Here is a 22,669-nt window from a genome sequence, read left to right as displayed (position 1 = left end):
GTCATCAGAGGGAGGATTTCGACTTGCTGAGGGAACTCAAAACAGCCGTAGCAGCGCTTGCGCTGACTACAGCAACTGCCGGCAACCCGGCCTTTGCCGAGAACGGTGAACTGACCGTCGGCGCCATCTATCTCGACGCGCAGGGTTTCTATGCCGGCGTGCGCAAGGGTGTTCAGGTCGGCGGCAGCGAACTGGGCAAGAATGTCCAGATCATCGAGACCAATGCCGGTGGCGATGTCGGCAAGGAGGCATCGTTCATCGACCGCCTGGTTTCGGCCGGCGTGCAGGCCATCATCCTGTCGGCAGTATCACCGGACGGCTCGGTGCGTGCCGTCAAGCGTGCGCACGAGGCCGGCATCCCGATCGTCTGCTACAACACCTGCATCAACGAAAAGAGCATGAAGGAATACGTCTACGCCTATGCGGTGGGCGATCCCTTCCAGTTCGGCTACAAGATCGGCGAGGTCGCGGCTGCGGATTTCATCAAGGCAGGTAAGACCGCGCCGAAGATCGGCATCCTCAATTGCGAATTCGTCGATGTCTGCGTGCAACGCCGCCTCGGCTTCGAAAAGGCGCTCGGCGAGAAGGTTCCGGGCTTCAAGATCGTCGCCAACCAGGAGGCTACGATCCTCGACAAGGCGATCTCGACGGGCGAGAAGATCATAACCGCCAACCCGGATCTGGACGCCTTGTGGGGCGAATCCGGCGGCGCCGCGCTCGGCGCGGCCAAGGCGATCCGCAAGACCAACAATGTTGGCAAGATGAATGCCTACGGCTCGGACATGACCACCGAGATCGCCCAGGAGATCATTGCCGGCGACGTGATGCGCGGCACGGTGGACGTCTCGGGTCAGGCGCTGGGCAAACTGGCACTGCAGCAGGCGGTCAAGGCAATCGAGAAGGAGCCTCGGGGCGAATTGATCGTGCCGAATCCGATCGATCTCTATACCAGCGCCGACCAGGCAAAAGCCTGGCTGGAGGCGCACCCCGACGGCTTGCCGTAAGACGCGATAGGTTGCTCGGCTTCACGCATGCCGGCCCGCCTCCTCGCGCCGGCAACGGCAAAATCCACATTATCGTGCAAACAATCTCATGGCGGCATCCGCAGCATCGCGACATCCAGTCCAGCCCATCGCCCACATCGCTGGCGCTTTGAAGCGCTATGCCGGGGTGGTGGCGCTGGATCATGTCGACTTCACCGTGCAACCGGGCGAGGTACGCGCGCTGCTCGGCAAGAACGGCGCCGGAAAATCGACCCTGATCCGGTTGCTGACGGGTGCCGAGACGCCCGACCGGGGCTCGGTAACCCTGGTCGGTACACCGCTGGACCAGAATGGCGAAAACCGCACGCGCCAAGCTTCGGCTCTTGGCGTGCGCTCCGTTTACCAGGAGCTCAGCCTGGTCAGCGACATCAGCATCGCAGAGAACATGTTCCTGGGAGCATGGCCCCGTCGATGGGGTGTTCTCGATCATCGGGGCATGCGACGGCGAGCGGAAGAAGCCCTGGCCCTGCTCGGTCTCTCCGTCGATCCGGCCACGACGATCGCGGCACTCAGTCCGGCCGAACGCCAGCTGGTCGAGATCGCGCGTGCCATGATGGGTGAGCCGAAGATGGTCATCCTCGACGAGCCGACGAGTTCGCTGGCGGCGGCCGAGGTTGAACAGGTTTTCTCGGCGGTCCGCCGCATGCGCGAGCACGGCATCGCCCTGATCTATGTCAGCCACCGCATGAACGAAATCCGCGAGATCGCCGACACGGCGAGCGTGATGCGCGACGGTCGCATCGTTTCAACCCTCGACATCGGCACCGCCGACACAAGCGACATCGTGCGCATGATGCTTGGCCACGACGAAAGGAAGGACGACCTGGTGATACCGCGCAGCGCGGGCGGCACGTTGCTGGCGGTGCGCAACATCAGCTACCCGCCCAAACTTCGCGATATCAGCTTCGATCTCAGGCGCGGCGAGGTCCTTGGCATAGCCGGCTTGCTCGGGTCGGGGCGCACCGAGCTGCTCCGCATCATCGCAGGTCAGGAGCGCGCCGATGCCGGCAGCGTTGTCCTCGACGGAGTCGACGTAACAGACGAGAACTGGGCCGGCATGCTGAAACGAGGGCTCGGCATGACGCCCGAAAGCCGCAAGGACGACGGCATCGTGCCGCTTCTCGGCATCGACGAGAACACGGTGATGAGCGATGCGGGACAGGTCACCACCTTCGGTGTGCTGTCGGCGCGGCGGGTGGCCGCCGCTACGCGCCAGATCATCGAGCGTATGAGCGTCAAGGCGCCGGACACGACGACGCCAATTGGCACACTTTCCGGCGGCAACCAGCAGAAGATCGTTATCGGCCGCTGGGTCCATGCCGGTTCGCGACTGTTGCTGCTCGACGAGCCGACACGCGGCGTCGACGTCGAGGCCAAAAGCCAGATCTACGCAATCATCCGTGCGCTCGCTGCGGAGGGCAAGAGCATCATCTTCGTCTCCAGCGAGATCGAAGAGCTACCGAAGGTGTGTGACCGCGTGGTGGTGCTGCGCGACGGACGCATCGTCGGGGAATTCGTCGCTCCGGGCATCAGTGCCGACACATTGATGACAGCCAGCATCTCCGATCAAGCGCATTGAGGCGACAGGACCATGGCCCCATCAACATACTCCACCGACGTCGCCAGGCCAAAGCGCCGTCTCGATTTCCAGCGCATGAACGAGATCGGCTTGCTGGTGGTGATTGCCCTGCTCTATCTGGCGTTCACCCTCTACGCCAACAACTTCCTGACGTTCCGAAACCAGGTCTCGATCCTGCGCGATGCCGCCACCTTCGGTATCGCAGCCTGGGGCGCCACGCTGATCATCATCTCGGGCGAAATCGATATCAGCGTCGGCCCGATGGTCGCGTTCCTGTCGGTCTGTTTCGCCTTTCTGTTGAAGTCGGAGGAATTGCCGATCGTTCTGGCTTTCCTCATGACGGCCCTGATTGGCTGTGCCCTCGGCGCAGTGCCGGGTATCCTGCGAGCCTTTTTCGACGTTCCTTCGTTCATCGGCACCCTGGGTCTGTGGAGCGCGCTGGGAGGCCTTGCGCTTTACCTTACCGATTCCGTCCCGGTCACCATTCCGCCGAACGATTTCCTCGATTGGTTGGGCGGGGAGTTGCTGGGAATCCCGGTCTCGGCCATCATCATGTTCGTTCTGTTCGGCCTGTTTGCCTTCATCAGTCGCAAGACGGCTTTTGGACGCTCGATCTTTGCCATCGGCGGCAATGCCAGTGCGGCGCATCTGGCCGGCATCAAGGTGCGCAACATCCGCGTCATGCTCTTTGTGATTGCCGGCTTCCTGGCCGCGATAACCGCGATCCTGCTCACCGCGCGCAACGGAGTCGGCGACGCCAGTGTTTCGCGCAGCGGCCTGGAATTCAGTGTCATTTCCGCCGTCGTGGTCGGCGGCACGGCATTGACCGGTGGGCGCGGTTCGATCCTCGGGACGCTGCTTGGCATCTTCGTCATTTCCCTGATCGGCAACGGCCTCGTTCTGATGGGCATCAATTCGTACCTGCAGCCGGTCGTCAGCGGCATCATCATCGTCGCCGCGGTGCTGTTGAACATCCTTGCCTCCCGCTATGGCGCGCGGCGCAATCTCAAGGGCGCATGAAACAATGAGCCCGGGAAACACAGCCATGGCAGACACGCCAAAGCCGATCGACTGCGATGTCCTGATCATCGGATCCGGGCCGTCCGGAGCGGTGTTCGCCAGGCGTGCCGCGGAAGCAGGCATGAGTGTGGTCTGCCTCGAACAGGGCGACTGGGTCGACTACGCCAAGGCCATTTCCGACCGACCGGGATTCGAACTGACCGCTTCCCGTGACTGGCAATATGTGCCGACGAAACGCGACAATTCCGGCGACTTTCCGATCTCGGTCGACCAATCCGACATTGTCCCACTCTATTGGAACGGTGTCGGCGGGTCGTCCATTTCCTGGGCCGCCAACTGGATGCGCAACCTGCCCAGCGATTTCCGTGTCCGCACTCTGGACGGCGTCGCGGACGACTGGCCGATTTCTTATGAAGACCTGATGCCGCATTACGCGCGCACGGAACGCGAGTTCGTCGTGTCAGGCGTCGCCGGCGACCCGATGTATCCGGGACAGGACGAGTTGTTGCCGCCGGTGGACCTGACGAAGGCGGGACGCCTTGTCGCTGCGGCCCAGAACCGGCTCGGCTGGCATTGGTGGCCCGGCACCAACGCCATCGCCACCGTCCCGCGCAATGGCATGGAGCCTTGCCAGCAACGCACCGCCTGCATGTGGGGTTGTGTCGAAAAGGCGAAAGCTTCAACCGATCGCACCCACTGGCCGGCATTGCTTGGCCAGGGCGTGCGATTGGTTACCAACGCGCGCGCGACCAGAATAGAAATCGACCGGAACGGACTGGCGCGAGGCGCGGTCTATGTCGATCGAAACACCGGCAAGGAACATCTCGCCAAGGCAGCGATCGTTGTCGTCGCGGCCAATGGCGTCGGCACGCCTCGCCTGCTCCTGTCGAGCAGACGCCCGGGGCGAGAAGACGGCATCGCCAACAGTTCCGGTCTCGTCGGCAGACGGCTGATGCTGCACCCCACGGCAGCTGTCGTCGGCCTTTTCGATGCACCGCTGGAAAGCTATCGCGGCGCCTGGGGCCAGGTCGCCTACACACTGCAATTCTACGAGACATCCAGGGATCGCGACTTCGTGCGCGGATCGAAATGGAGTCTGCAGCCGACGGGCAGCCCGGCCCAGATCGCACGCCGCTGGCCCTGGGGAGACGAGAACCAGCTGTGGGGTGAAAGCTTCCATGAGGAGTTCGCCCGCCGTTTCGGCCGTTCGGTCTCCTGGGGCATCATATGCGAAGATCTGCCGGATACTGAAAACCGGATCGAGCTGGACACCACGGCGACGGACGACACCGGCATGCCGGGCGTGAAGATTCACTACCGGACCGGCGAGAACTCGAAGCGCATGCTGAAGTTCATGGCCGAGCGGGCAAGGGAGTCATTGGTCGAGGCCGGCGCCTACCGCACCGTCACAGCACCACAAAGCCGCGAATCCGGCTGGCACATCCTCGGCACGGCAAGGATGGGCGACAATCCGCAGGACAGCGTTGTCGACCGCCATGGCCGCGCCCATGACATAGCCAATCTCTACATCGTCGATGGCAGCGTCTGGCCGACTTCGGCCGGCGTCAACCCAACGGCCACCATCGCCGCCTTTGCGTCCTGGAGCGCCGCCCATGTCGTCGCCAACCGCGCAAGCCAGAGGATGGCGTCATGAGCAACGAACCGCTGACAGCCCTCGAATGCAGCGTCCTTGACCGGCTCGCGGACACTTTGATCCCCCCGGCGCGTGACGCCATTTGTGCCAGCCAGGCTGGGGTATCGGGACCGCTGCTCGTTCAGGCCGAGACTTATGCACCAGACCTGCCGGGCCGACTGCGCGCTGTTGTTTCTGAAGCAACAGGCATCGAGCCGGCAGCGGCACTCACGGCCCTGAAGCTTCGCGACAGCGCCGCCTACGATGCGTTCTGCGAGACAATCGCCGCGATCTATTTCCTGTCGCCGCAGGTGCGCGCCACGATCGGCTTTGCCGGGCGTGAGCCGAAGCCGGCACGCGTCGAGGTCTCCGATCTCGAAGACCTGCTGATGCCCGTACTCGAAGCCGGCTTTGCCCCTCGCGCGGTCTGAAGGAGAAACGCTCATGCTGCTTGAAGGCAAACGCGCCATCGTCACCGGCGGATCACGCGGTATCGGCAGCGCCATCGTGACCGAGTTCGCGCGGCAGGGCGCGGACGTGGTGCTCGGCTACTTCGGCGAGAACGATGGTAGCTATGGCAAAGCCTCGGCCGTCGACGCCGTGGTCGCCGAAGTCGAGGCCTTTGGGCGCAGATGCGTGACCGTAGAGGGCAACATAGGCGAACCCGCCACGGCGAGAGCATTGGTCGATGCCGCGGTGAAAGCCTTCGGTGGCGTCGACATTCTGTCTTCCAATGCCGGCATCTGTCCCTTCCACACCTTCCTCGACATGCCACCGGAGCTGTTGCAGCGCACCGTGACCGTCAATCTCGAGGGTGCATTCCATATCTGCCAGGCCGCAGCAAACCGGATGAAGAACCAGAAAACGGGGGGCGCCATCGTGGCCACCAGTTCGATCTCGGCGCTTGTCGGGGGCGGCATGCAGACGCATTACACCCCGACCAAAGCCGGCCTGCATTCACTCATGCAGTCCACCGCGATCGCGCTTGGTCCCTACGGCATCCGCTGCAATTCCGTGATGCCAGGCGCCATCCTGACTGACTTGAACCGCGAAGACCTCGAGGATGCGGAAAAGCTCGCCTATTTCGGCAAACGCATCCCGCTGGGTCGCATCGGCCAGCCGCAGGATGTCGCCACCTGCGTCGCGTTCCTCGCATCCGACATGGCCGCCTATGTCACCGGCGCATCGCTGCTGGTGGACGGCGGCATGTTCGTCAACCTCCAATAGGTCAACGCACCAGAGCAGCGGAGCACAAAGTGAGTTCTCAATTTCGAATAGCCGCCGTGCGCACCTATCTCGTCGAAAGCCAGGGAAACGGCGGTGACTATCACCGGCAGAAAGAAGGGCATTGGCTGATCGACACGCTGATCAGCAACCCGATGTCCGCCTACCCCGAATACAAGTCGAGCCGCACGAGCTGGGGCATCGGCGTGCTCGGCTCGATCGTCATCGAGATCGAAACGGATTCCGGCGCTGTCGGCGTTGCCACCGGCTTCGGTGGCCCTCCCGCGCTCTGGCTGATCCGCAATCATTTCTCCCGCTTCCTCATCGGCCAGGACGCCCGCAACATCAACCGCATCTGGGATCAGCTCTTCAGAGCCTCGATGTTCTATGGTCGAAAGGGCCTGACTGTCGCGGCAATCAGCGTCGTCGACCTCGCCCTTTGGGATCTGGTCGGCAAGCTGCGCGGGGAACCGGTCTACAATCTGATCGGAGGCCTGAGCCGCAGCGAGATCAGCTTCTACTGCACCGGCCCGGCACCGGATGCCGTCAAGGCGATGGGATTCTGGGGCGGCAAGGTGCCGCTTCCCCACGGTCCATCCGACGGCGAAGGCGGCTTGCGCGCCAATGTCGAATTCCTCGCTGCGCATCGCGAAAAGGTCGGAGCCGGCTATCCGCTGATGGTCGACTGCTACATGTCGCTGGACGTTCCTTACGCCATTCGTCTGGCCGAGGCGTGCAAGCCGCTCGACATCTATTGGTGGGAAGAAGTGCTGCATCCCGACGATGTCGAGGGCCTGCGGCTTATCAAGCAGGCGCATCCGACCATCCGCTGGACGACGGGCGAGCACGAGTATTCGCGTTACGGCTTCCGCCGCCTGATCGAGGAACGGGCGGTCGACATCCTGCAACCCGATGTCATTTGGGTCGGCGGACTCACCGAACTGCTGCGCATTTCCGCCCATGCCTCCGCCTATGACATTCCTGTCATCCCGCATGGCAGCGGCCCCTACTCCTACCATTTCATCGCTTCGCAGCCGAACTCGCCTTACTGCGAATATGTCGCTGCAAGTTCCGACGGCCGCACGGTGCTGCCGGTGTTCGGCAGCCTGTTCAAGAACGAGCCGATGCCAACGGGCGGCAAGCTGGTCGTTGGTGACGCTCCGGGTTTCGGCATGGAGATCGCCGATCGCGCCATGCTGACGCCTTTTGAATGAGAAGGACCACTCCATGAATCAGATCGATCTGGCCGGGCAGACGGCCGTTGTCACCGGTGGCGCGCAAGGCCTCGGCTTTGCCATCGCCAGGCGTTTCATCGCCTCCGGCGCCAAAGTTTCCCTGTGGGACATGGATGCCGGGGAACTGGCGAGGGCAACCGCCGAACTGGGCGATGCAGCCAAAGCCGTCGTGGTCGACATCACCGATGCCGGTGCCGTCGTCGCGGCGGCGGCCCAGGCGGAATCCGGGAGCGGGCCGATCGCCATCCTGGTGAATTCGGCCGGCATCGCCGGTCCCAATCATTCCCTCGACGCCTATCCGCTCGATGACTGGAAGCGTGTGATCGACATCAACCTGAATGGTGCCTTTTACGTCAATCGCGCCATCGTCCCAGGCATGAAGGCGCGTGGCTACGGCCGCATCGTCAACATCGCCTCCGTCGCCGGCAAGGAGGGCAACCCGAATGCATCGGCCTATTCGGCATCCAAGGCAGCGGTGATCGGCATGACGAAATCATTGGGCAAGGAACTGGCCGGATACGACATCGCCGTCAACGCGATCACTCCGGCAGCTGCACGCACCCGCATTTTCGATCAGATGAAGCAGGAGCACATCGACTACATGCTTTCGAAAATCCCTCGTGCGCGCTTCCTCGAAGTCGACGAGGCCGCGAACATGGTTGCCTGGCTCGTCTCGAAAGAAAACAGCTTTACCACCGCCTCCGTCTTCGACCTGTCGGGCGGCCGGGCCACCTACTGAACAGCCAAGGAAACCACATATGAAACTTGTTCGCTATGGCGCCGCCGGCGCCGAAAAGCCCGGTCTCGTCGATGCGGACGGCACCATCCGCGATCTGTCCGGCCACGTCGCCGACATCGGCGGCAAGGCCCTGGATCCGGCGTCGCTCGCCAGCCTTGCCAGGCTCGATGCGAAGGCCCTGCCGGCCGTCTCCGGCAAGCCGCGCTTCGGTGCCTGCGTCGCCGGCACGGGAAAGTTCATCTGCATCGGTCTCAACTATGCCGACCATGCCGCCGAATCCGGCCTGCAGGTGCCACCAGAGCCGGTGGTGTTCATGAAGGCCACCTCGGCCATCGTCGGACCGGATGACGACGTCCTCATCCCGCGCGGATCGCTCAAGACCGACTGGGAAGTCGAACTCGGCGTCGTCATCGGCAGAACCGCCAAATATGTCTCCGAAGCCGAGGCGCTGGATTATGTCGCCGGCTACTGCGTCGCCCACGACGTGTCGGAGCGGGCGTTCCAGACCGAGCGCTCCGGACAATGGACCAAGGGCAAGAGCTGCGACACCTTCGGCCCGACCGGGCCATGGCTGGTGACCAGGGACGAGGTCAAGGATCCGCAGGATCTCAAGATGTGGCTCACCGTCAATGGCGAGACGATGCAGAACGGTTCGACCCGGACGATGGTCTATGGCGTGGCTTTCCTGGTTTCCTACCTGTCACAGTTCATGAGCCTGCATCCCGGCGACATCATCTCCACCGGCACGCCGCCAGGCGTCGGCATGGGCATGAAGCCGCCGCGCTACCTGAAAGACGGCGACGTCGTCGAACTCGGTATCGAGGGCCTCGGCACCCAGCGCCAGACGTTCCGGGCGGACGCCAATCCATGAACGATCGCAATGCCTCGATGCCCAACATCGTTTTGCCAGCGCGAGAGGACTTCTTCAGATGCGTTATCTTGGCAAAGGCCATGAATACAGAAAATCCTATTCACCATTATTTATCGGCGCATTCCTGTCGGCTTTGGGGATTGTGATGGTTGTGGCGATTGTATCGATAGTCGCGAGGCAGATCGCTCAAATGTAAGAGCGCTCTCCCCGCCAACTGAACACTCCGCATGGCCTTTCAAATCGCTGATTGTGGTGTGACACGAGTTCCGGATGGCCTATCGGCCGCCTACCGATGACCAGGCTTGGTGCCGAGGCAAATCGCGTGCACCATCTCCACTTTCCTCAGCCGGTACACGCGAATGCAATCACACGGGCAACGACGTCTGCGTCCCCAAGAAGTCGCCCGTGGCCGAGGCCGTTGACAGCCATCCATTGAGCACCACGCCAGATTGAAGCAACCTCTTTTGCCGCCGTGAAGGACACGATCCTGTCATCGGTCGAATGCACGAACAGCGCCGGCTTCTGCATGGCCGCCGCCTGACGACGCATGTCGATCCAGTCGGGATGTTCACCAATCAGATCATGCAGGAGTTCCATCAGCGCCTCGACGGCCAATCCCTTCAATCCTGCCTGTGCGGAGGCAAAGCGAACGAAACTTCCGTAACGCGTGGGCGTTGCCAGAAGCACGACACGTTCGACGGCAAGGCCTCCCGCCAACGCGTGGACGAGGCAGGCGCCACCAATGGAATGGCCGAGAGCCAATGCAAACGAGCCAGCTTCGGCAGCAACCGCGTGCAGAACGCGCGCAGCGAGTGGAATGGAAAGACGTTCACCATCGGAGCGGCCGTGACCCGGCAGGTCGGGCGACCAAAGGGAAAAGCCTGCTGCCACCAACTTGTCACTGATCACCGTGAAGTCGGACGGCGCGCCCTCCCAGCCGTGCACCAGCAGAACGTTTGGTCCATCGCCACGCCGACGCAAATTCACCCTGATTTCGGCACCATCCGGCCAACTGCCCGGCGCCGTGACTAGAAGCGAAATCTCTGTTTCGCCCTTGGTCAGTGTGTCTACGGGCGGTCGCCGTACCCGCAACAGGCGATCAGCAAAGGCTTCGATACGAGGGGCGGGCCCGGGGATGGTGTCATGCTGCGGGGTCATGCCGGGATCTGAGCCCTTCACGAGTAAGTTGGATTTTCCAACTTACTCGTTGCATAGTGAGTTTGAAAACACAACTCTTATTTGGTTTGATTTCCAAACCCTGCGGAGATTAAGTTTCGGCATGCTTTCGATTCCGCCAAGTGAGGTTCCACGCCATTGCAATATCGCCGATGCCCTGGAGGTGGTTGGCGATCGATGGAGCCTGCTCGTCGTCCGTGAATTGTTTTACGGTCCTCAGCGTTTCACCGACATCGCCCGCCACACCGGGGCGCCGCGGGACATTCTCGCTGTTCGACTTCGCAAGCTTGAGGAACACGGTGTCCTCACGCGCGTCCCATACAGCGAACATCCTCCGCGCTATGAGTATCGGTTGACGCCGTCCGGTCGAGCGCTGTCGCCCGTGCTGCTCACATTGAAGCGCTGGGGACGTGAGAATCTCGGCGGCGGTGCTGATCCCTTTGTCCTGAGACATTCATGTGGGGCGGAATTTGTCGCCCAAGTGCACTGCAAGGCCTGTGGCGAGGTTCTCCCCCCGGATGCAAGCGATGCCGGCAAGCTTTTTGTCGCAGATTTCCATCGCGACTGATCACCCGGGGCATGGACCGCGCCGCGGTCATATCAGGCAACCGAGATAGAAAAACGCAAGCACCGTTTAGCGGCAATGATCCGGTTCTAAAGCACTGCCGCCGAGCGGGCGCGTCTCTGCAACTCTGACTGAACAGCGGACTGCAAGCCAAGAATCTCCACTCGGATCGCGTCATCCGCGACACCGTCCGCGCGCAACCCGGCGACGATACCGGCAATGCGCTCTCGCCAGAACGCGTTGGCGCTCGGACCATGAACGACCTCCAGATCATCGGAAATCGAGCGAACCAGGATTGCGCGGGAATGAAGTGGAAAGGGAATCAATTCAGCCATGTCGGGACGATCGACCATGGATGGTTTACCAACAGTGAACCGAACCCTTTTTCAGCTTCTGCCAGACCCGGTTTGTTTCCCCTTCAAAACGCCCTCGAGACTCCACAAAAACTCCACACAATATCGACACATCCTGAACTCAGCGCGATCAAGCGCCCATCAAGGGTGGGTTATGACGGGAGCGCTCTTGCAATTTTAGCCGCCAGACCATCGCCAGACGACGGAAAACAGCGGACGACAGCACGCCGGAAGACAGTTGCCGATGATGGTGGAAAACGCGCTTGTACTGCTCGTCGAGGACGAGCCCGAAATCGTCGACATTCTTGAGACCTACTTCGGCCGGGAGGGTTTTCGGACCGTCAGCGCCAATGACGGTCCGACCGGACTGGCGCACCATCTGCGCCTTCGGCCCGATATCATCATTCTGGATGTGAAGATGCCAGGACAGGACGGATATGAAGTGCTCGCCGCCCTGCGCAGACGAGGCGACACTCCTGTCATCATGGTCACTGCGCTCGCGGAAGACCTGGACAAGCTGCAGGCTCTCCGCATCGGAGCGGACGACTATGTCGTTAAACCGTTCAACCCCCTCGAGGTTGTCGCCCGCGCAAAGGCCGTGTTGCGACGAACCCGGGGGCGAGATGCGGGGACCGCGATCAGGGTTGGACCTCTCACAATCGACCCCAGCGCATATATGGCATCAGTGGAAACGGTAAGGGGTGAGATCTCACTGGAGCTGACCCGGACCGAATTTCGCCTTCTGACCCATATGGCCGGTTCGCCGAACCGGGTTTTCGAGCGCGGCGAGTTGGTCGACGCATGTCTCCCGGAAGGAGAAGCATTGGAACGTACGGTGGACAGCCATGTAAGCAATCTGAGGCGCAAGCTTGCTTCGGCCGGAGCCGATGGTCTTGTCACCGGAGTGCGCGGCGTCGGCTACAAGCTCGTCTCGAGCTGTCACTAGGGGCCACGATGCGCTCCATGTGCACTGCCGGGCCGACCAACCCGACGCCTCTCGTTGATTGACTGGACCTCGATGAGAAAGGGAACCCTCAGCAGTCAGGTAATGCTGTCGATCAGTGCTGTGACGCTGCTGGCGCTCGCAGTCATGTTCTTCGGTGGCATTCTCTACTACTACAATTATGAGTGGCTTGTGCCCGTCGCGATCCAGGGTGAGGAGAGCGATTGGGTACTGACCGATTTCATCGCACTCGCCATTTTTGTTGCGATCAGCCTGGTTGCGGCAGGTATCGTCGGATGGAGGCTGGCGCGTCGAATTCTACGTCCCTTGGAAACCGTCGCCAAAGCGCTTCGCTCCATCACCAGCGGAGACTTCAGCGCCCGCGCCGAGGTGGTCCAGAATGGTTTTGGGGAAGCCGAAACGCTGATCAGCGATTTCAACACGATGGCCTGGCGCCTGGAGACCGCCGAATCCGAACTGCGGTTCTCGAACTCCGCCATCGCGCACGAACTGCGCACGCCGCTGACGATCCTTCGGGGCCGTTTGCAAGGAATGGCCGATGGTGTCTTTCCGCCGACCAGAGAGTTGTACGGCAATCTCATCGCCCACGTTGACGGTTTGACGCATCTCGTCGAAGACCTGCGGACCCTTGGACTTGCCAGCGCCGGCCATCTCGATCTGGATCTGGAAATGGTCGACCTGGCCCGCGAAGTCGAGGCAATCGCCGGTGCCATGGAACCGGAAACGGCGGCCGCAGGTATAAGGCTGGAGCAAGACCTGCAGTCCGTTCCATGCAAAGTCGACCGCAATCGCGTGCGCCAGGCACTGTTGGCCGTACTCGACAATGCGCACCGCTACGCTCCGCACAGCACGGTGCACATGCAGACCTTTGTTTCCGGCTTGACCGGAATCATTCGCTGCTCCGACTCCGGTCCGGGCGTCCCTCCTGAAAGCCACGAAAAAATGTTCGAGCGGTTTTGGCGAGCCGACGAATCTCGCTCTCGTAAAAGTGGGGGCAGCGGATTGGGATTGGCCATCGTGAGAGCCATCCTGCGCGCACATGGCGGAGATGCCGTGGCCCGCACGTCGCCAAGCGGCGGTCTTGTCATCGAGATCTCGCTGCCGCTCTCGCCTGACACGGATGGGAAAGCTGTTTCTGGCTGAGACGAGCCGGCTCACAGTCGCTTGCAGCAGACTTGTCCGCTCATTTGCGCTGCAAAGGATTCGCCGGCATCCTTATAACGTCGAACGGCCTTGCTCCACGAAACCTCCACGAACCATCCATGCAATCGCGACCTTTGCAGCATGTGATAAAAGGCGCGCTCTCAGTGCCATGACATCTTTCGATCGGACATTGGGGCAAGGGAAGCCGGCAGGTGAGGAGGGCCCGCAGGACCGCCCGAAATGCAAGTGCAGTTGGAATAGAGGCGGTTTGACTTGAAAAGCGCGCGTCGGGACTTGGTATCTGAATTGGTTCGCGCTGACAGACGCTGGCGTTCCCACGCAGAGCGGAAATTCATGCGCCACGACATTTCCGAAGCCCGCGCAATGCCTTTGATCTGGGTTTCGAGACTGGGAAATGGTGTCTGGCAATCCGAGGTCGCGAACAGCATTGGCATTCGCGCAGCGACGCTTGCCGACATGATTACCCAGCTTGAAGCGGCCAAATTGATTGAACGTCGCGAAGATCCGAAGGACCAACGTGCAAAAGCCCTCTGGCTTACCGAAGAAGGCACGACCCTCGCTGCCAAGCTCGAAGAAATGCTTAGCGAACTGCATGAAGACATCTTGTCCGAGTTCGATACAGCGGAGCTGGAAATCGCCACGAAAATCCTTCGTCGCATTTCGATGAGACAGCCAAAATCCAATCGTTTTCTCACCAACAGGTAAGAAAAATCGTCACATCCTGGCCAGACCCAGGTACGCTTGAAAGCAATTGCAAACTACCGGTCGACTGGTTTTTTATTCCACTCGACGCCAGGCTCATAGCGTAAAATCAATCCAAGAACATCTGAAATCATAATCGAAAGAGATTCGGATCTAATCAAAATCTGATTAGATGGCGGTCCCGTTTCGACTGCAGGGGATACACCGATACGGAACCGCCCATCGACTGGAGGTCGATGTGCTTTTCATATACTGCACAACTGAATGGATTACGACTCCACGGACAATACTTTAGTGAAATAATTTTAGTTAGATTCCTTACCTTAAGTATTAAAATGGTCAGGATCCGAATTAAATCGTGGCATTCTCACAACATATGAAACAACTATGGCAACAACTATTCGATAGAATCTGAAATCAATTTGCCGACAGCAGGATTCGATGCGATGGCTTCGCACGAAAAGGAAAAAGATTCTGCCTTTTCGAGGACACGTTTCCAAAGACAGGAGTTTGAAATGAACGTTAAGGGCCTTCTCCTCGGCTCGGCTGCGGCACTGCTCGCGGTTTCCGGTGCGCGTGCTGCCGACGCCGTCGTCGTCGCCGAGCCGGAACCCGCTGAATACGTCAAGATCTGCGACGTCTACGGCGCCGGCTACTTCTATATCCCGGGCACCGAGACCTGCCTGCGTGTTGGCGGTTACGTGCGCTATGACGTAGGTCTCGGCGATTTCGGCGGCGTCAAGACGACAGACCGCCTGAATGGCCGTGAGCGTGACACCTATGCCAAGAACGCCCGCTTCACACTGAAGACCTGGACCGGCCAGGAAACCGAGCTCGGAACCCTCAAGACCTATACCGAAACCCGCTTCAATTTCGGCAACAGCGGCGACAACGCCAACGCCCGCAACAAGGATGTCACGCTGAACTTCGCATGGATCCAGCTTGGTGGCCTGCGCGTCGGTAAGGATGAATCGGCTTTCAACACCTTCTCGGGTTATGCCGGCAACGTCATCAACGACGATTTCATCCCCTTCGGTGAATACGACACCAATCTGATCAGCTACACGTTTGATGCCGGCAACGGCTTCTCGGCGATCGTTTCGCTGGAACAGGGATCGGGCAGCTACAACACCCGCGTCAAGAATGATGCCGGTCTGTGGGTTGCCAGAGCCGCAAATCAGACCATCGACAGCTACGTTCCGCACGTGGTCGCAGGTGCCAAGTACACCCAGGGCTGGGGCTCCATCTCCGGCGTTGCAGCTTACAACAGCGCTTATGAAGAATGGGCCGGCAAGGTCCGCCTGGATGTGAAGGCAACCGACCAGATTTCGCTGTTCGTGCTCGGTGGCTATGGCACCGAAAAGAACTCGCTGCGCAGCTTCTACAAGCCATGGGATGGCAAGTGGGCTGTCTGGGGCGGCGGCACCTACAAGTTCAACGAGAAGACCGCGTTCAACGTCCAGGCCTCCTATGACCAGGGCAAGACCTTTGCCCTCGCCGCGAACATTGCGCATCAGCTCGTTCCGGGCTTCACGGTCACGGGCGAAGTGGACTATTTCAACAAGTCTGCCAGCAAGTACCACGCCAAGAGCGACGGGGTCGGCGGCGTGCTTCGTTTCCAGCGCGATTTCTAGAATGTCGTCCTGAATTGGATCTCGGAACCCGGCCTAACGGCCGGGTTCCAGCTTGTGGCTGGCGGACAAAGTCAGCACCTCACTCGTGCTGAATTCGATCCCGGCGCTGCTGTTCGCGCCAAAGCTCCCAGCGGCGACGCAACTCGCCTTTGCGCAGGCCATTGGCAACCGCAAGAACCGTGGCCTGTATCACCCGGTCGGTGCGGAAATGTCGGAACCCCTGCCGCAACTCGCACCAGGCGACGATCAGCCGTGTCGCCTCATCGTAGCCCAGGATAACCGGCCAGACGATGCGGTCCGTCTCCTCGCCGTTTTCGGACCGATAACGCAAACGCAGCTTCCTGCCTTCGCGATCGCCATCCGCAGTTCCGTCGTGTCGACCGGGTCCGGCGACATAGTTCTTCCCGGCTTGGCACCGACACTTGGTGCGACGATGAACTGCCGCAGGCGTTCGGGGACGACTGCCGCGATCTTGGCCACGACATCATTGGCTGCGCCTGAGAGCACCCTGTCGCCACGCGCCGCAACCCATTGCGATCCCAGCACGACGGCCTCGAGTTCGTCAGGCGTCAGCATCAGCGGCGGCATGTCGTATTCAGGAGCCAGCAGGTAGCCGAAACCTGCCTCTCCCACGATAGGAACCCTCTGGCCGATGAGATCGGCCACATCACGGTACACGGTGCGTTTTGATACCTCGATTTCCGCGGCCAAGGCCGCGGCCGTCACCGGTCGGCTCGACCGCCGCAGGATTTGGATGATCTGAAACAATCGATCTGCACGACGCATGCGATGCTGACTCCTACTGCCATTATGGTGGCAACAGGCGTGTGCCACAAGCTTGTCGCGACGTCATATCCGTCGCGCCAAATTGAAGGATCACAAACGATGAAATTTGCATCCATTCGCCTGATCGCCTCCGACGTGGAAGGCATGGTCGGCTTTTACGAAACGGTGACCGGCCAACGCGCCGAGTGGCTGGCCCCTGTCTTTGCCGAGATTGTCATGCCATCGGCCACGCTTGCGATCGGCAGTGCGGAGACGGTAGCCCTGTTCAAGGAAGGCAGCGCCGAGCCATCCGCCAACCGCACGGCGATCATCGAATTCATGGTCGACGACGTCGATGCCGAATTTGACCGGCTGAGGGGCAAGGTCGAGCTGGTGCACGAACCCAAGATGATGCCTTGGGGGAACTGCTCGATGCAGTTCCGCGACCCCGAAGGCACGATCGTCGCATTGTTCATGCCTGCCACCGATGCCGCCAGGAAACGGTTCGGAGTGCTGTGACCGTACCAGGTAGCCGCGCTTCTGTAGCATTTACCGATTGAGCACAGCATTCTGCCAAATACGTTACAGACAGACACGCAATTGTCATGGCTGATGCCCCAAATGGAGTAAGCGCCTTCATCTTGGTCCGTTTAGATGTAGACTGCCTTGATGGTGCGGGGGGTGTCAGACACTGCAAGGCAAGCCGTCTGGATATCCTGTCGACTCGACGGCTTTTCGGGTGAGTAACGCAGAAGGGGAACCTGCGCCATGTTCAGTATGAAAGAAAACCACTTTGGCCATAAGGCCAAAACAGCGCGCTCGATCGTCAGGTTTTTCGATCCCTGGGAGCGCAAACTGGCCTTCCATACCGACCATAATGATCGAATGGCACCGAGCATCTCGACCGAAGACCAGGAGCGTGTCGACGTTGACGAACGCTGACGCCGCCCGGACGGTATCTTGAACGCCGCCGACTCGCGCAAATTGTCAGGCTGAAGCAGGTGCCGACTTTGTTTCGGCAGTCTTTTCTGCCCATCCGAAAACCGGCGCGATGTGTTCCACCACATCGGACAGGATCTGCTCGTAGTCCTCGTGCCGGAAACTGTAAGGCAGTTCGAGGCGCAATTCCTCCACTTCAGCAAACACGGGATCGCTGAGCAACGCCTCCACGATAGCCTGCGATGGGCCTACCAGATCGCGCGCGAACAATGTGCGCCGCTCGCCATGCGGTTTGCCTGTCCTATCGTCCCGGCCCTCGCCATAGGCGCGATAGCGCTGGCGCGTCACTGCGTCGGCACCATCGAAAGGGACGATGACACGGCCGAGCGCGACACGACCGTGGCCGGCCTGAGCCTTGAAAACTTCCAGTTGCCGAAGCTGGGCTTCGAAGAAATCGTCCGTACCTTCACCCGAAGTCACATTGCCGATCAAGAGATTGAGACCGTTGCGCCCTGCCCATTCGGCGGATCGCAGCGAGCCGCCGCCATACCAGATCCGCTCTGAAAGGCCGGCCGCATAAGGCTGGAGTCTTGGCGTGACGCGGCCGCCAGGAAATTCGACGATTGCGCCCGGCGCGCCAATTGGCTCCCCCTTGAGATTACGAACAAAACGCAACACCCGCTCATGTGAGAAATCGAAGCTGCGCCAGTCACCATCAAACACCAGCGGCCCCAGCGTCTCGGCATGCGGAGGCGTGCCGGCACTCAATCCGACATTGAGCCGCCCGCGCGACAGGACATCGACGGTGGAAAGATCTTCCGCCAGCCGATAAGGGCTTTCATAACCGATCGGAATGACCGCGGTGCCGAGTTCGATCCTGCGGGTGCGCTGACTGGCCGCCGCCAGAAAGGCCGCGGCCGAGGAGATACCGGGTTCCAGGTGGCGCTGCCTGACCCAGGCCCCATCGAAACCGATGTCCTCGCCGAATTCGAACAGCTGCAGCGTCTTTTCGAAACCGGCGGCTGGATCGTTGTCTGGATAATTGCCCGGCGTGAGGAAAGCGAGACGCCGAATGATGGGCTTCGTCATCGATCGTACTCGCTCCAGGCTGGACGTTTCCGCATCGGATCGGAGCTCAATATTTCGGCAGCCCGGGTGGATTGGTTCTCGACTGATCGATCGCTTCAGGTCCGAGGTTCCACTTATCGAGAACTCGCTTGTACGTCCCGTCCTTGATTGTCTCGTTGAGCGCGGCCGTGACAACATCGGCGATGCCGCTGCCGCGGCGCGTCACCACGCCGACATCCGTGGTCAATGGCCAGCCGGCATTGACGGTGCCAACCAGTCGCGCGTCGCCGGTCACCGCCGCCTGATAGGATTGCACCGCATTGACGCTGAAGACGGCGTCGGCGCGCCCGGAGCGCAACGCCAGACTCGACGCAGCTTCATCGTCGAACAGGATGATCTCGGCCGGTTTCAGCCCGGCCTCGCGGTTGCGCCGATCCCATTCCACGATGATCTTTTCCTGGATGGTGCCGGGATCAGTGACAATCTTCAGCCCGGCAATGTCCGTAGGCTCGGCGATCTTCTGGATTGGACTGTCCTTACGGACATAGAAGCCGTGCAGCCCCTGACGATAGCTGGAAAAGTCGTATTTGAGCTTGCGCTCCTCGGTCACGCCGACATTGGAAACAACGGCATCGAATTTGCCGGAGATGATGCCGAGCGGCCAGTCCTCCCAGGCGACCGCCACCAGCTTCAGTGGCCGGCCAAGCTTGTCAGCGACGAGCTGGGCAATATCAGGGTCGGCACCGATGACCGTAGCAGCGTCCGTGGCGTAGCTGGCGATCGGCGGCACACCGGACGGAGCGACTGCCACCGTGAACACGCTTTCATCGACGAAATGGAAATCCTTCGGAATGGTCTTGACTAGCGCATCGTCCTTGTCGGCGCGTACACGGCCGCTCTGCTCCGGGCTGAGGTCGAACTGGGCGGTGGCGGCAGCACCCGCAGCCACAAGCAACGTAGCCAGGAAAACGGGAGCAAGAAGGTATGTTCTGGAGAGCATGGCGACACTCGTTCTGAAGATAAATCGCGGACGGGGCCGCAGGCGGGAGATACGCCTGCGGCCTTCAGCCCCTGATCAGCTGTTGGGTTTCGGCAGGCCGAGGGGATTGGTGGCCGACTTGTCGATCGCCTCCTCGGTCAGGCTCCACTTCTTCAGGACCTCGCCATACTTGCCGCTGGCGATTAGTTCGTTGACGGCAACCTTGAATGGGTCAGCCAGCCCGCTGCCCTTGCGGGTGGCCACCGCGATTTCGGCGGTGCGCGGCCAACCGCCGCTGACGACGCCGACCAGTTTGGTTCCGCCGTTCACAGCCGCACCATAGGCCAGGGTGGCATTCGGGTTGAACTCGGCGTCCGCCCTACCCGACTGGATCGCCAGTTGGCTCGCGGCGCGGTCATCATAATATTGCACCTCTACCGGCTTCAGGCCCGCAGCAACATTCTCGCGATCCCATTCCAGCAGGATCTTCTCCTGGTTGGTGCCAGCCCCGGTGATGACCTTGAGCCCGGCAACGTCCTTCGGCTCCTTGATCGACGTGATCTTGCTATCCTTCTTCACGTAGAAGCCGAGCACATCCTGCCGGTAGGTGGAAAAGTCGAACTTCTCCTTGCGCTCCTCCGTCACCGTCACATTGCTGATGACCGCGTCGAACTTGCCGGAGGACAGGCCAAGCGGCCAGTCTTCCCACGCAACGGCGACGAGGTTCAGCTTGAGGCCGAGCGTTTCTGCGAGCAGGACGGCAAGGTCCGGATCGGTGCCGACGACGGTTTTGGCGTCGGTGGCATAGGTGGCGACCGGTGGATCCCACGGATTGATGCCGACGGTCAGGACGCCGGGCTCGACGAACTTGTAGTCCTTCGGGATCGCCGCGATCGCCTTCTCGCTCTTCTCGGCATGAACGCGCGTTGGCTGTTCCGGGCTGAGATCGAACTCGGCTGCCATGGATGTCGTCGCCCACAGCCCAAGGCCGGCGAACCCCGCCAATACAAAGGAAAACCGACTGCGATGAATGGTCATGTGCCTGCTCCTGTTTCGAGACGTGCGAAAGCTTGCCCGCCACGAAGGACGGGTATGCCAGTGCTCCGCACAGATGACTGGCGTGGAAAGGGATCGGCCTAGAGGACCTTTGCCAGGAAGGCGCGGGTGCGCGGATGCGCCGGTTCGCTGAAGAGTTTGGCCGGCGGCGCCACCTCGACCACCTTGCCGCTTTCCATGAAGACGACGGTGTCGGCGATCTCACGGGCGAAGCCGATTTCGTGGGTGACGATCACCAGGGTCGTGCCGGAATCCGCCAGTTCCTTGATGACGTCGAGGACTTCGCCGACCAGCTCCGGATCGAGCGCCGAGGTCGGCTCGTCGAACAACAGGACCTTCGGCCTCAGTGCGAGTGCCCGGGCGATGGCCACACGCTGCTGCTGGCCGCCTGACAGATGGCGCGGATAGGCATTGGCCTTGTCGGACAAGCCGATGCGGGCGAGCAGATCGAGGGCTGTTTCAACCGCTTCGGCGCGCGGTACGCCATGGACCGACACCGGCGCCTCGATGATGTTCTCAACCACCGTCAGATGCGGGAACAGGTTGAAATTCTGGAACACCATGCCGACTGCCGAACGGCGGCGGCGGATGGCGCCCTCCTTCAGCTCGTAGAGTACGTTGCCGTCGCGCGCATAACCGATCAACTCGTCATCAATCGAAATGAAGCCTTCATCCGTGCGTTCAAGATGGTTGATCGTACGCAGCAGCGTCGACTTGCCGGCGCCCGACGGGCCGATAATGGCCGTGACCGTTCCCGGTGCCAAAGTGAGACTGACCTGGTCGAGTACGGTCAGCACGCCGAAGCGCTTGCTGACATCGCGGATCTCGATACGGCCGGCGCCACGATCGCCCAGATTGACCGCAGCAAGAGGCTTGCGGACGACGACCTGCTTCGTCTCCACCACATTCTGTTTCCCAACCAACACCGGTCCGAAGGGCAGGCGCGACAGGAATGCGGCGATCCGCCTGAACACGGGCCCGGGCGCCTTGCGGGTGGCTCCCTTGGAGTAATACTGCTCGATCGCGATCTGGATGAGCGAGAGCACGCTCATGATGACCAGGTACCAGACCGTCGCCACCATCAGCAGCGGGATGACTTCCAGGTTGCGGCGATAGATGACCTGGACTGTATAGAACAGCTCCGGCAGGGCGAGCACATAGACCATCGAGGTCGATTTCGCCAGGCCGATGATCTCGTTGAAGCCACTGGGCAGGATCGCGCGCATTGCCTGCGGCAGCACGATGTTGAGCGCCTGCCGGCGCCGCGACAGTCCGAGCGCTGCGGCGGCCTCGTGCTGTCCATGATCGACCGACAGGATGCCGCCGCGGATGATCTCGGCCGAAAAGGCGGCCTGGTTGAGGCTGAGCCCGATCAGCGCCACCGCGAACGGGCTGAGCACCTCGACGGTATTGTATTGCGCAAACAGGATACTGGTGAACGGCACCCCGACATCGACGGTCGGATAGAGGTAACCGAGATTGTTCAGAACCAGCAGCAGCACGATCAGAGGGATCGAGCGCAGGAACCAGATATAAGCCCAGGACACGCCGGACAACAGCGGCGAGGTCGATACACGCGCAAAGGCCAGCACTGTGCCGAGCAGGAAGCCCAGCGCGGAAGCAAGCACCGTCAGGAGCAAGGTGCGGCCGAGACCGACAAGCACCGGCTCGGAGAAGAAGAACTTTGCAAAGACATCCCAGCCCCAGCGCGGATTGGTCAGGACGGAATGCAGCGTGACCGCGATCACCAGAACCGCGACGATCGTTCCGACCGTGCGCCAATGATGTTTGGCCGGTACGACCTTGTAGCCCGTGTGGCTTTCGATGGATCGTGATCGCCTGGCAGCGGAGATATCGCCGACATCCGTAACTGTTGTCATTTCGATTCCGCCTCTCCAGGAACAATCTGTTTATCGTAAGATTTTCTCAGCTTTGTGATTTCATATTCAGAATTATTTTC

Annotated in this window: 21 protein-coding genes and 1 pseudogene; 15 read left to right on the top strand and 7 right to left on the bottom strand. The window is 60.9% G+C overall.

The window, feature by feature from the left end; all coding sequences use genetic code 11:
• The first annotated feature begins 23 nt into the window (after nt 1–23).
• The 9 genes from C1M53_RS17285 to C1M53_RS17245 all read left to right on the top strand — a co-directional run bounded on the left by C1M53_RS17285 (nt 24) and on the right by C1M53_RS17245 (nt 9,344).
• A complete protein-coding gene (locus tag C1M53_RS17285; protein ID WP_245488181.1) occupies nt 24–1,004 on the top strand; it encodes a substrate-binding domain-containing protein in 981 nt (326 codons plus the stop codon).
• 88 nt (nt 1,005–1,092) lie between these two features.
• On the top strand, nt 1,093–2,622 hold the full coding sequence (locus C1M53_RS17280; protein WP_129413355.1) for a sugar ABC transporter ATP-binding protein: 1,530 nt from the start codon (nt 1,093–1,095) through the stop codon (nt 2,620–2,622).
• Nucleotides 2,623–2,634: 12 nt separating this feature from the next.
• Nucleotides 2,635–3,642, top strand: coding sequence for an ABC transporter permease (locus C1M53_RS17275; protein WP_129413354.1), 1,008 nt, complete (start codon nt 2,635–2,637; stop codon nt 3,640–3,642).
• A gap of 25 nt (nt 3,643–3,667) precedes the next feature.
• Nucleotides 3,668–5,296 (top strand): GMC family oxidoreductase, encoded by a 1,629-nt coding sequence (locus C1M53_RS17270; protein ID WP_207213014.1) that lies wholly within the window; start codon nt 3,668–3,670, stop codon nt 5,294–5,296.
• The gene (locus C1M53_RS17265) at nt 5,293–5,706 is read left to right on the top strand and encodes a hypothetical protein (protein WP_129413352.1); all 414 of its coding nucleotides are present in this window, start codon (nt 5,293–5,295) and stop codon (nt 5,704–5,706) included. The genes C1M53_RS17270 and C1M53_RS17265 overlap by 4 nt, the downstream gene beginning before the upstream one ends.
• A gap of 13 nt (nt 5,707–5,719) precedes the next feature.
• Entirely contained in the window at nt 5,720–6,502 is a 783-nt protein-coding gene (locus C1M53_RS17260; protein ID WP_129413351.1) for an SDR family NAD(P)-dependent oxidoreductase, read from the top strand.
• A 29-nt stretch (nt 6,503–6,531) separates the two neighbouring features.
• The gene (rhmD, locus tag C1M53_RS17255; RefSeq protein WP_129413350.1) at nt 6,532–7,713 is read left to right on the top strand and encodes an L-rhamnonate dehydratase; all 1,182 of its coding nucleotides are present in this window, start codon (nt 6,532–6,534) and stop codon (nt 7,711–7,713) included.
• A gap of 13 nt (nt 7,714–7,726) precedes the next feature.
• Entirely contained in the window at nt 7,727–8,473 is a 747-nt protein-coding gene (locus C1M53_RS17250) for an SDR family NAD(P)-dependent oxidoreductase (protein WP_129413349.1), read from the top strand.
• A 19-nt stretch (nt 8,474–8,492) separates the two neighbouring features.
• Entirely contained in the window at nt 8,493–9,344 is an 852-nt protein-coding gene (locus tag C1M53_RS17245; protein ID WP_129413348.1) for a fumarylacetoacetate hydrolase family protein, read from the top strand.
• 342 nt (nt 9,345–9,686) lie between these two features.
• Here the strand turns inward: C1M53_RS17245 and C1M53_RS17240 are convergent, their stop codons facing one another.
• Nucleotides 9,687–10,502: an alpha/beta hydrolase gene (locus tag C1M53_RS17240; RefSeq protein WP_129413347.1), complete on the bottom strand. Its 816-nt coding sequence runs from the start codon at nt 10,500–10,502 to the stop codon at nt 9,687–9,689.
• Between the two features lie 28 nt (nt 10,503–10,530).
• Between C1M53_RS17240 and C1M53_RS17235 the strand changes: the two genes are divergently transcribed.
• Nucleotides 10,531–11,088: a helix-turn-helix domain-containing protein gene (locus C1M53_RS17235; protein WP_207213013.1), complete on the top strand. Its 558-nt coding sequence runs from the start codon at nt 10,531–10,533 to the stop codon at nt 11,086–11,088.
• An 86-nt stretch (nt 11,089–11,174) separates the two neighbouring features.
• On the opposite strand, the gene C1M53_RS17230 is transcribed toward C1M53_RS17235, so the two are convergent.
• Nucleotides 11,175–11,438, bottom strand: coding sequence for a DUF6074 family protein (locus C1M53_RS17230; RefSeq protein WP_129413346.1), 264 nt, complete (start codon nt 11,436–11,438; stop codon nt 11,175–11,177).
• 244 nt (nt 11,439–11,682) lie between these two features.
• Between C1M53_RS17230 and C1M53_RS17225 the strand changes: the two genes are divergently transcribed.
• The 4 genes from C1M53_RS17225 to C1M53_RS17210 all read left to right on the top strand — a co-directional run bounded on the left by C1M53_RS17225 (nt 11,683) and on the right by C1M53_RS17210 (nt 15,902).
• Nucleotides 11,683–12,384 carry a response regulator gene (locus tag C1M53_RS17225; RefSeq protein ID WP_207213012.1) on the top strand — a complete coding sequence of 234 codons (702 nt, stop codon included), beginning with the start codon at nt 11,683–11,685 and terminating at the stop codon, nt 12,382–12,384.
• 102 nt (nt 12,385–12,486) lie between these two features.
• Nucleotides 12,487–13,545 carry an ATP-binding protein gene (locus tag C1M53_RS17220; protein WP_245488180.1) on the top strand — a complete coding sequence of 353 codons (1,059 nt, stop codon included), beginning with the start codon at nt 12,487–12,489 and terminating at the stop codon, nt 13,543–13,545.
• Between the two features lie 354 nt (nt 13,546–13,899).
• Nucleotides 13,900–14,271, top strand: coding sequence for a MarR family transcriptional regulator (locus C1M53_RS17215; RefSeq protein WP_129413345.1), 372 nt, complete (start codon nt 13,900–13,902; stop codon nt 14,269–14,271).
• 512 nt (nt 14,272–14,783) lie between these two features.
• Nucleotides 14,784–15,902, top strand: a complete 1,119-nt coding sequence (locus tag C1M53_RS17210; protein WP_129413344.1) for a porin — start codon at nt 14,784–14,786, stop codon at nt 15,900–15,902.
• 79 nt (nt 15,903–15,981) lie between these two features.
• On the opposite strand, the pseudogene C1M53_RS17205 reads toward C1M53_RS17210, so the two are convergent.
• A pseudogene (locus C1M53_RS17205) lies at nt 15,982–16,688 on the bottom strand (YafY family protein).
• Between the two features lie 99 nt (nt 16,689–16,787).
• Between C1M53_RS17205 and C1M53_RS17200 the strand changes: the two are divergent.
• Nucleotides 16,788–17,186, top strand: coding sequence for a VOC family protein (locus tag C1M53_RS17200; protein WP_129413343.1), 399 nt, complete (start codon nt 16,788–16,790; stop codon nt 17,184–17,186).
• Between the two features lie 468 nt (nt 17,187–17,654).
• On the opposite strand, the gene C1M53_RS17195 is transcribed toward C1M53_RS17200, so the two are convergent.
• The 4 genes from C1M53_RS17195 to C1M53_RS17180 form a co-directional block, all read right to left on the bottom strand.
• Entirely contained in the window at nt 17,655–18,695 is a 1,041-nt protein-coding gene (locus C1M53_RS17195; protein ID WP_129413342.1) for an LLM class flavin-dependent oxidoreductase, read from the bottom strand.
• Between the two features lie 46 nt (nt 18,696–18,741).
• Nucleotides 18,742–19,674, bottom strand: a complete 933-nt coding sequence (locus tag C1M53_RS17190) for an ABC transporter substrate-binding protein (RefSeq protein WP_129413341.1) — start codon at nt 19,672–19,674, stop codon at nt 18,742–18,744.
• Between the two features lie 75 nt (nt 19,675–19,749).
• Complete coding sequence (locus C1M53_RS17185) at nt 19,750–20,616, bottom strand: ABC transporter substrate-binding protein (protein WP_245488617.1); 867 nt, start codon at nt 20,614–20,616, stop codon at nt 19,750–19,752.
• Between the two features lie 173 nt (nt 20,617–20,789).
• Nucleotides 20,790–22,589 (bottom strand): amino acid ABC transporter permease/ATP-binding protein, encoded by a 1,800-nt coding sequence (locus C1M53_RS17180; RefSeq protein ID WP_129413339.1) that lies wholly within the window; start codon nt 22,587–22,589, stop codon nt 20,790–20,792.
• Between the last annotated feature and the right edge of the window lie 80 nt (nt 22,590–22,669).

The sequence above is a fragment of the Mesorhizobium sp. Pch-S genome, assembly GCF_004136315.1.
Lineage (GTDB): Bacteria > Pseudomonadota > Alphaproteobacteria > Rhizobiales > Rhizobiaceae > Mesorhizobium.
Note: the sequence above shows the minus strand (reverse complement) of the source record. Positions and strands in the feature narration are given on the sequence as shown.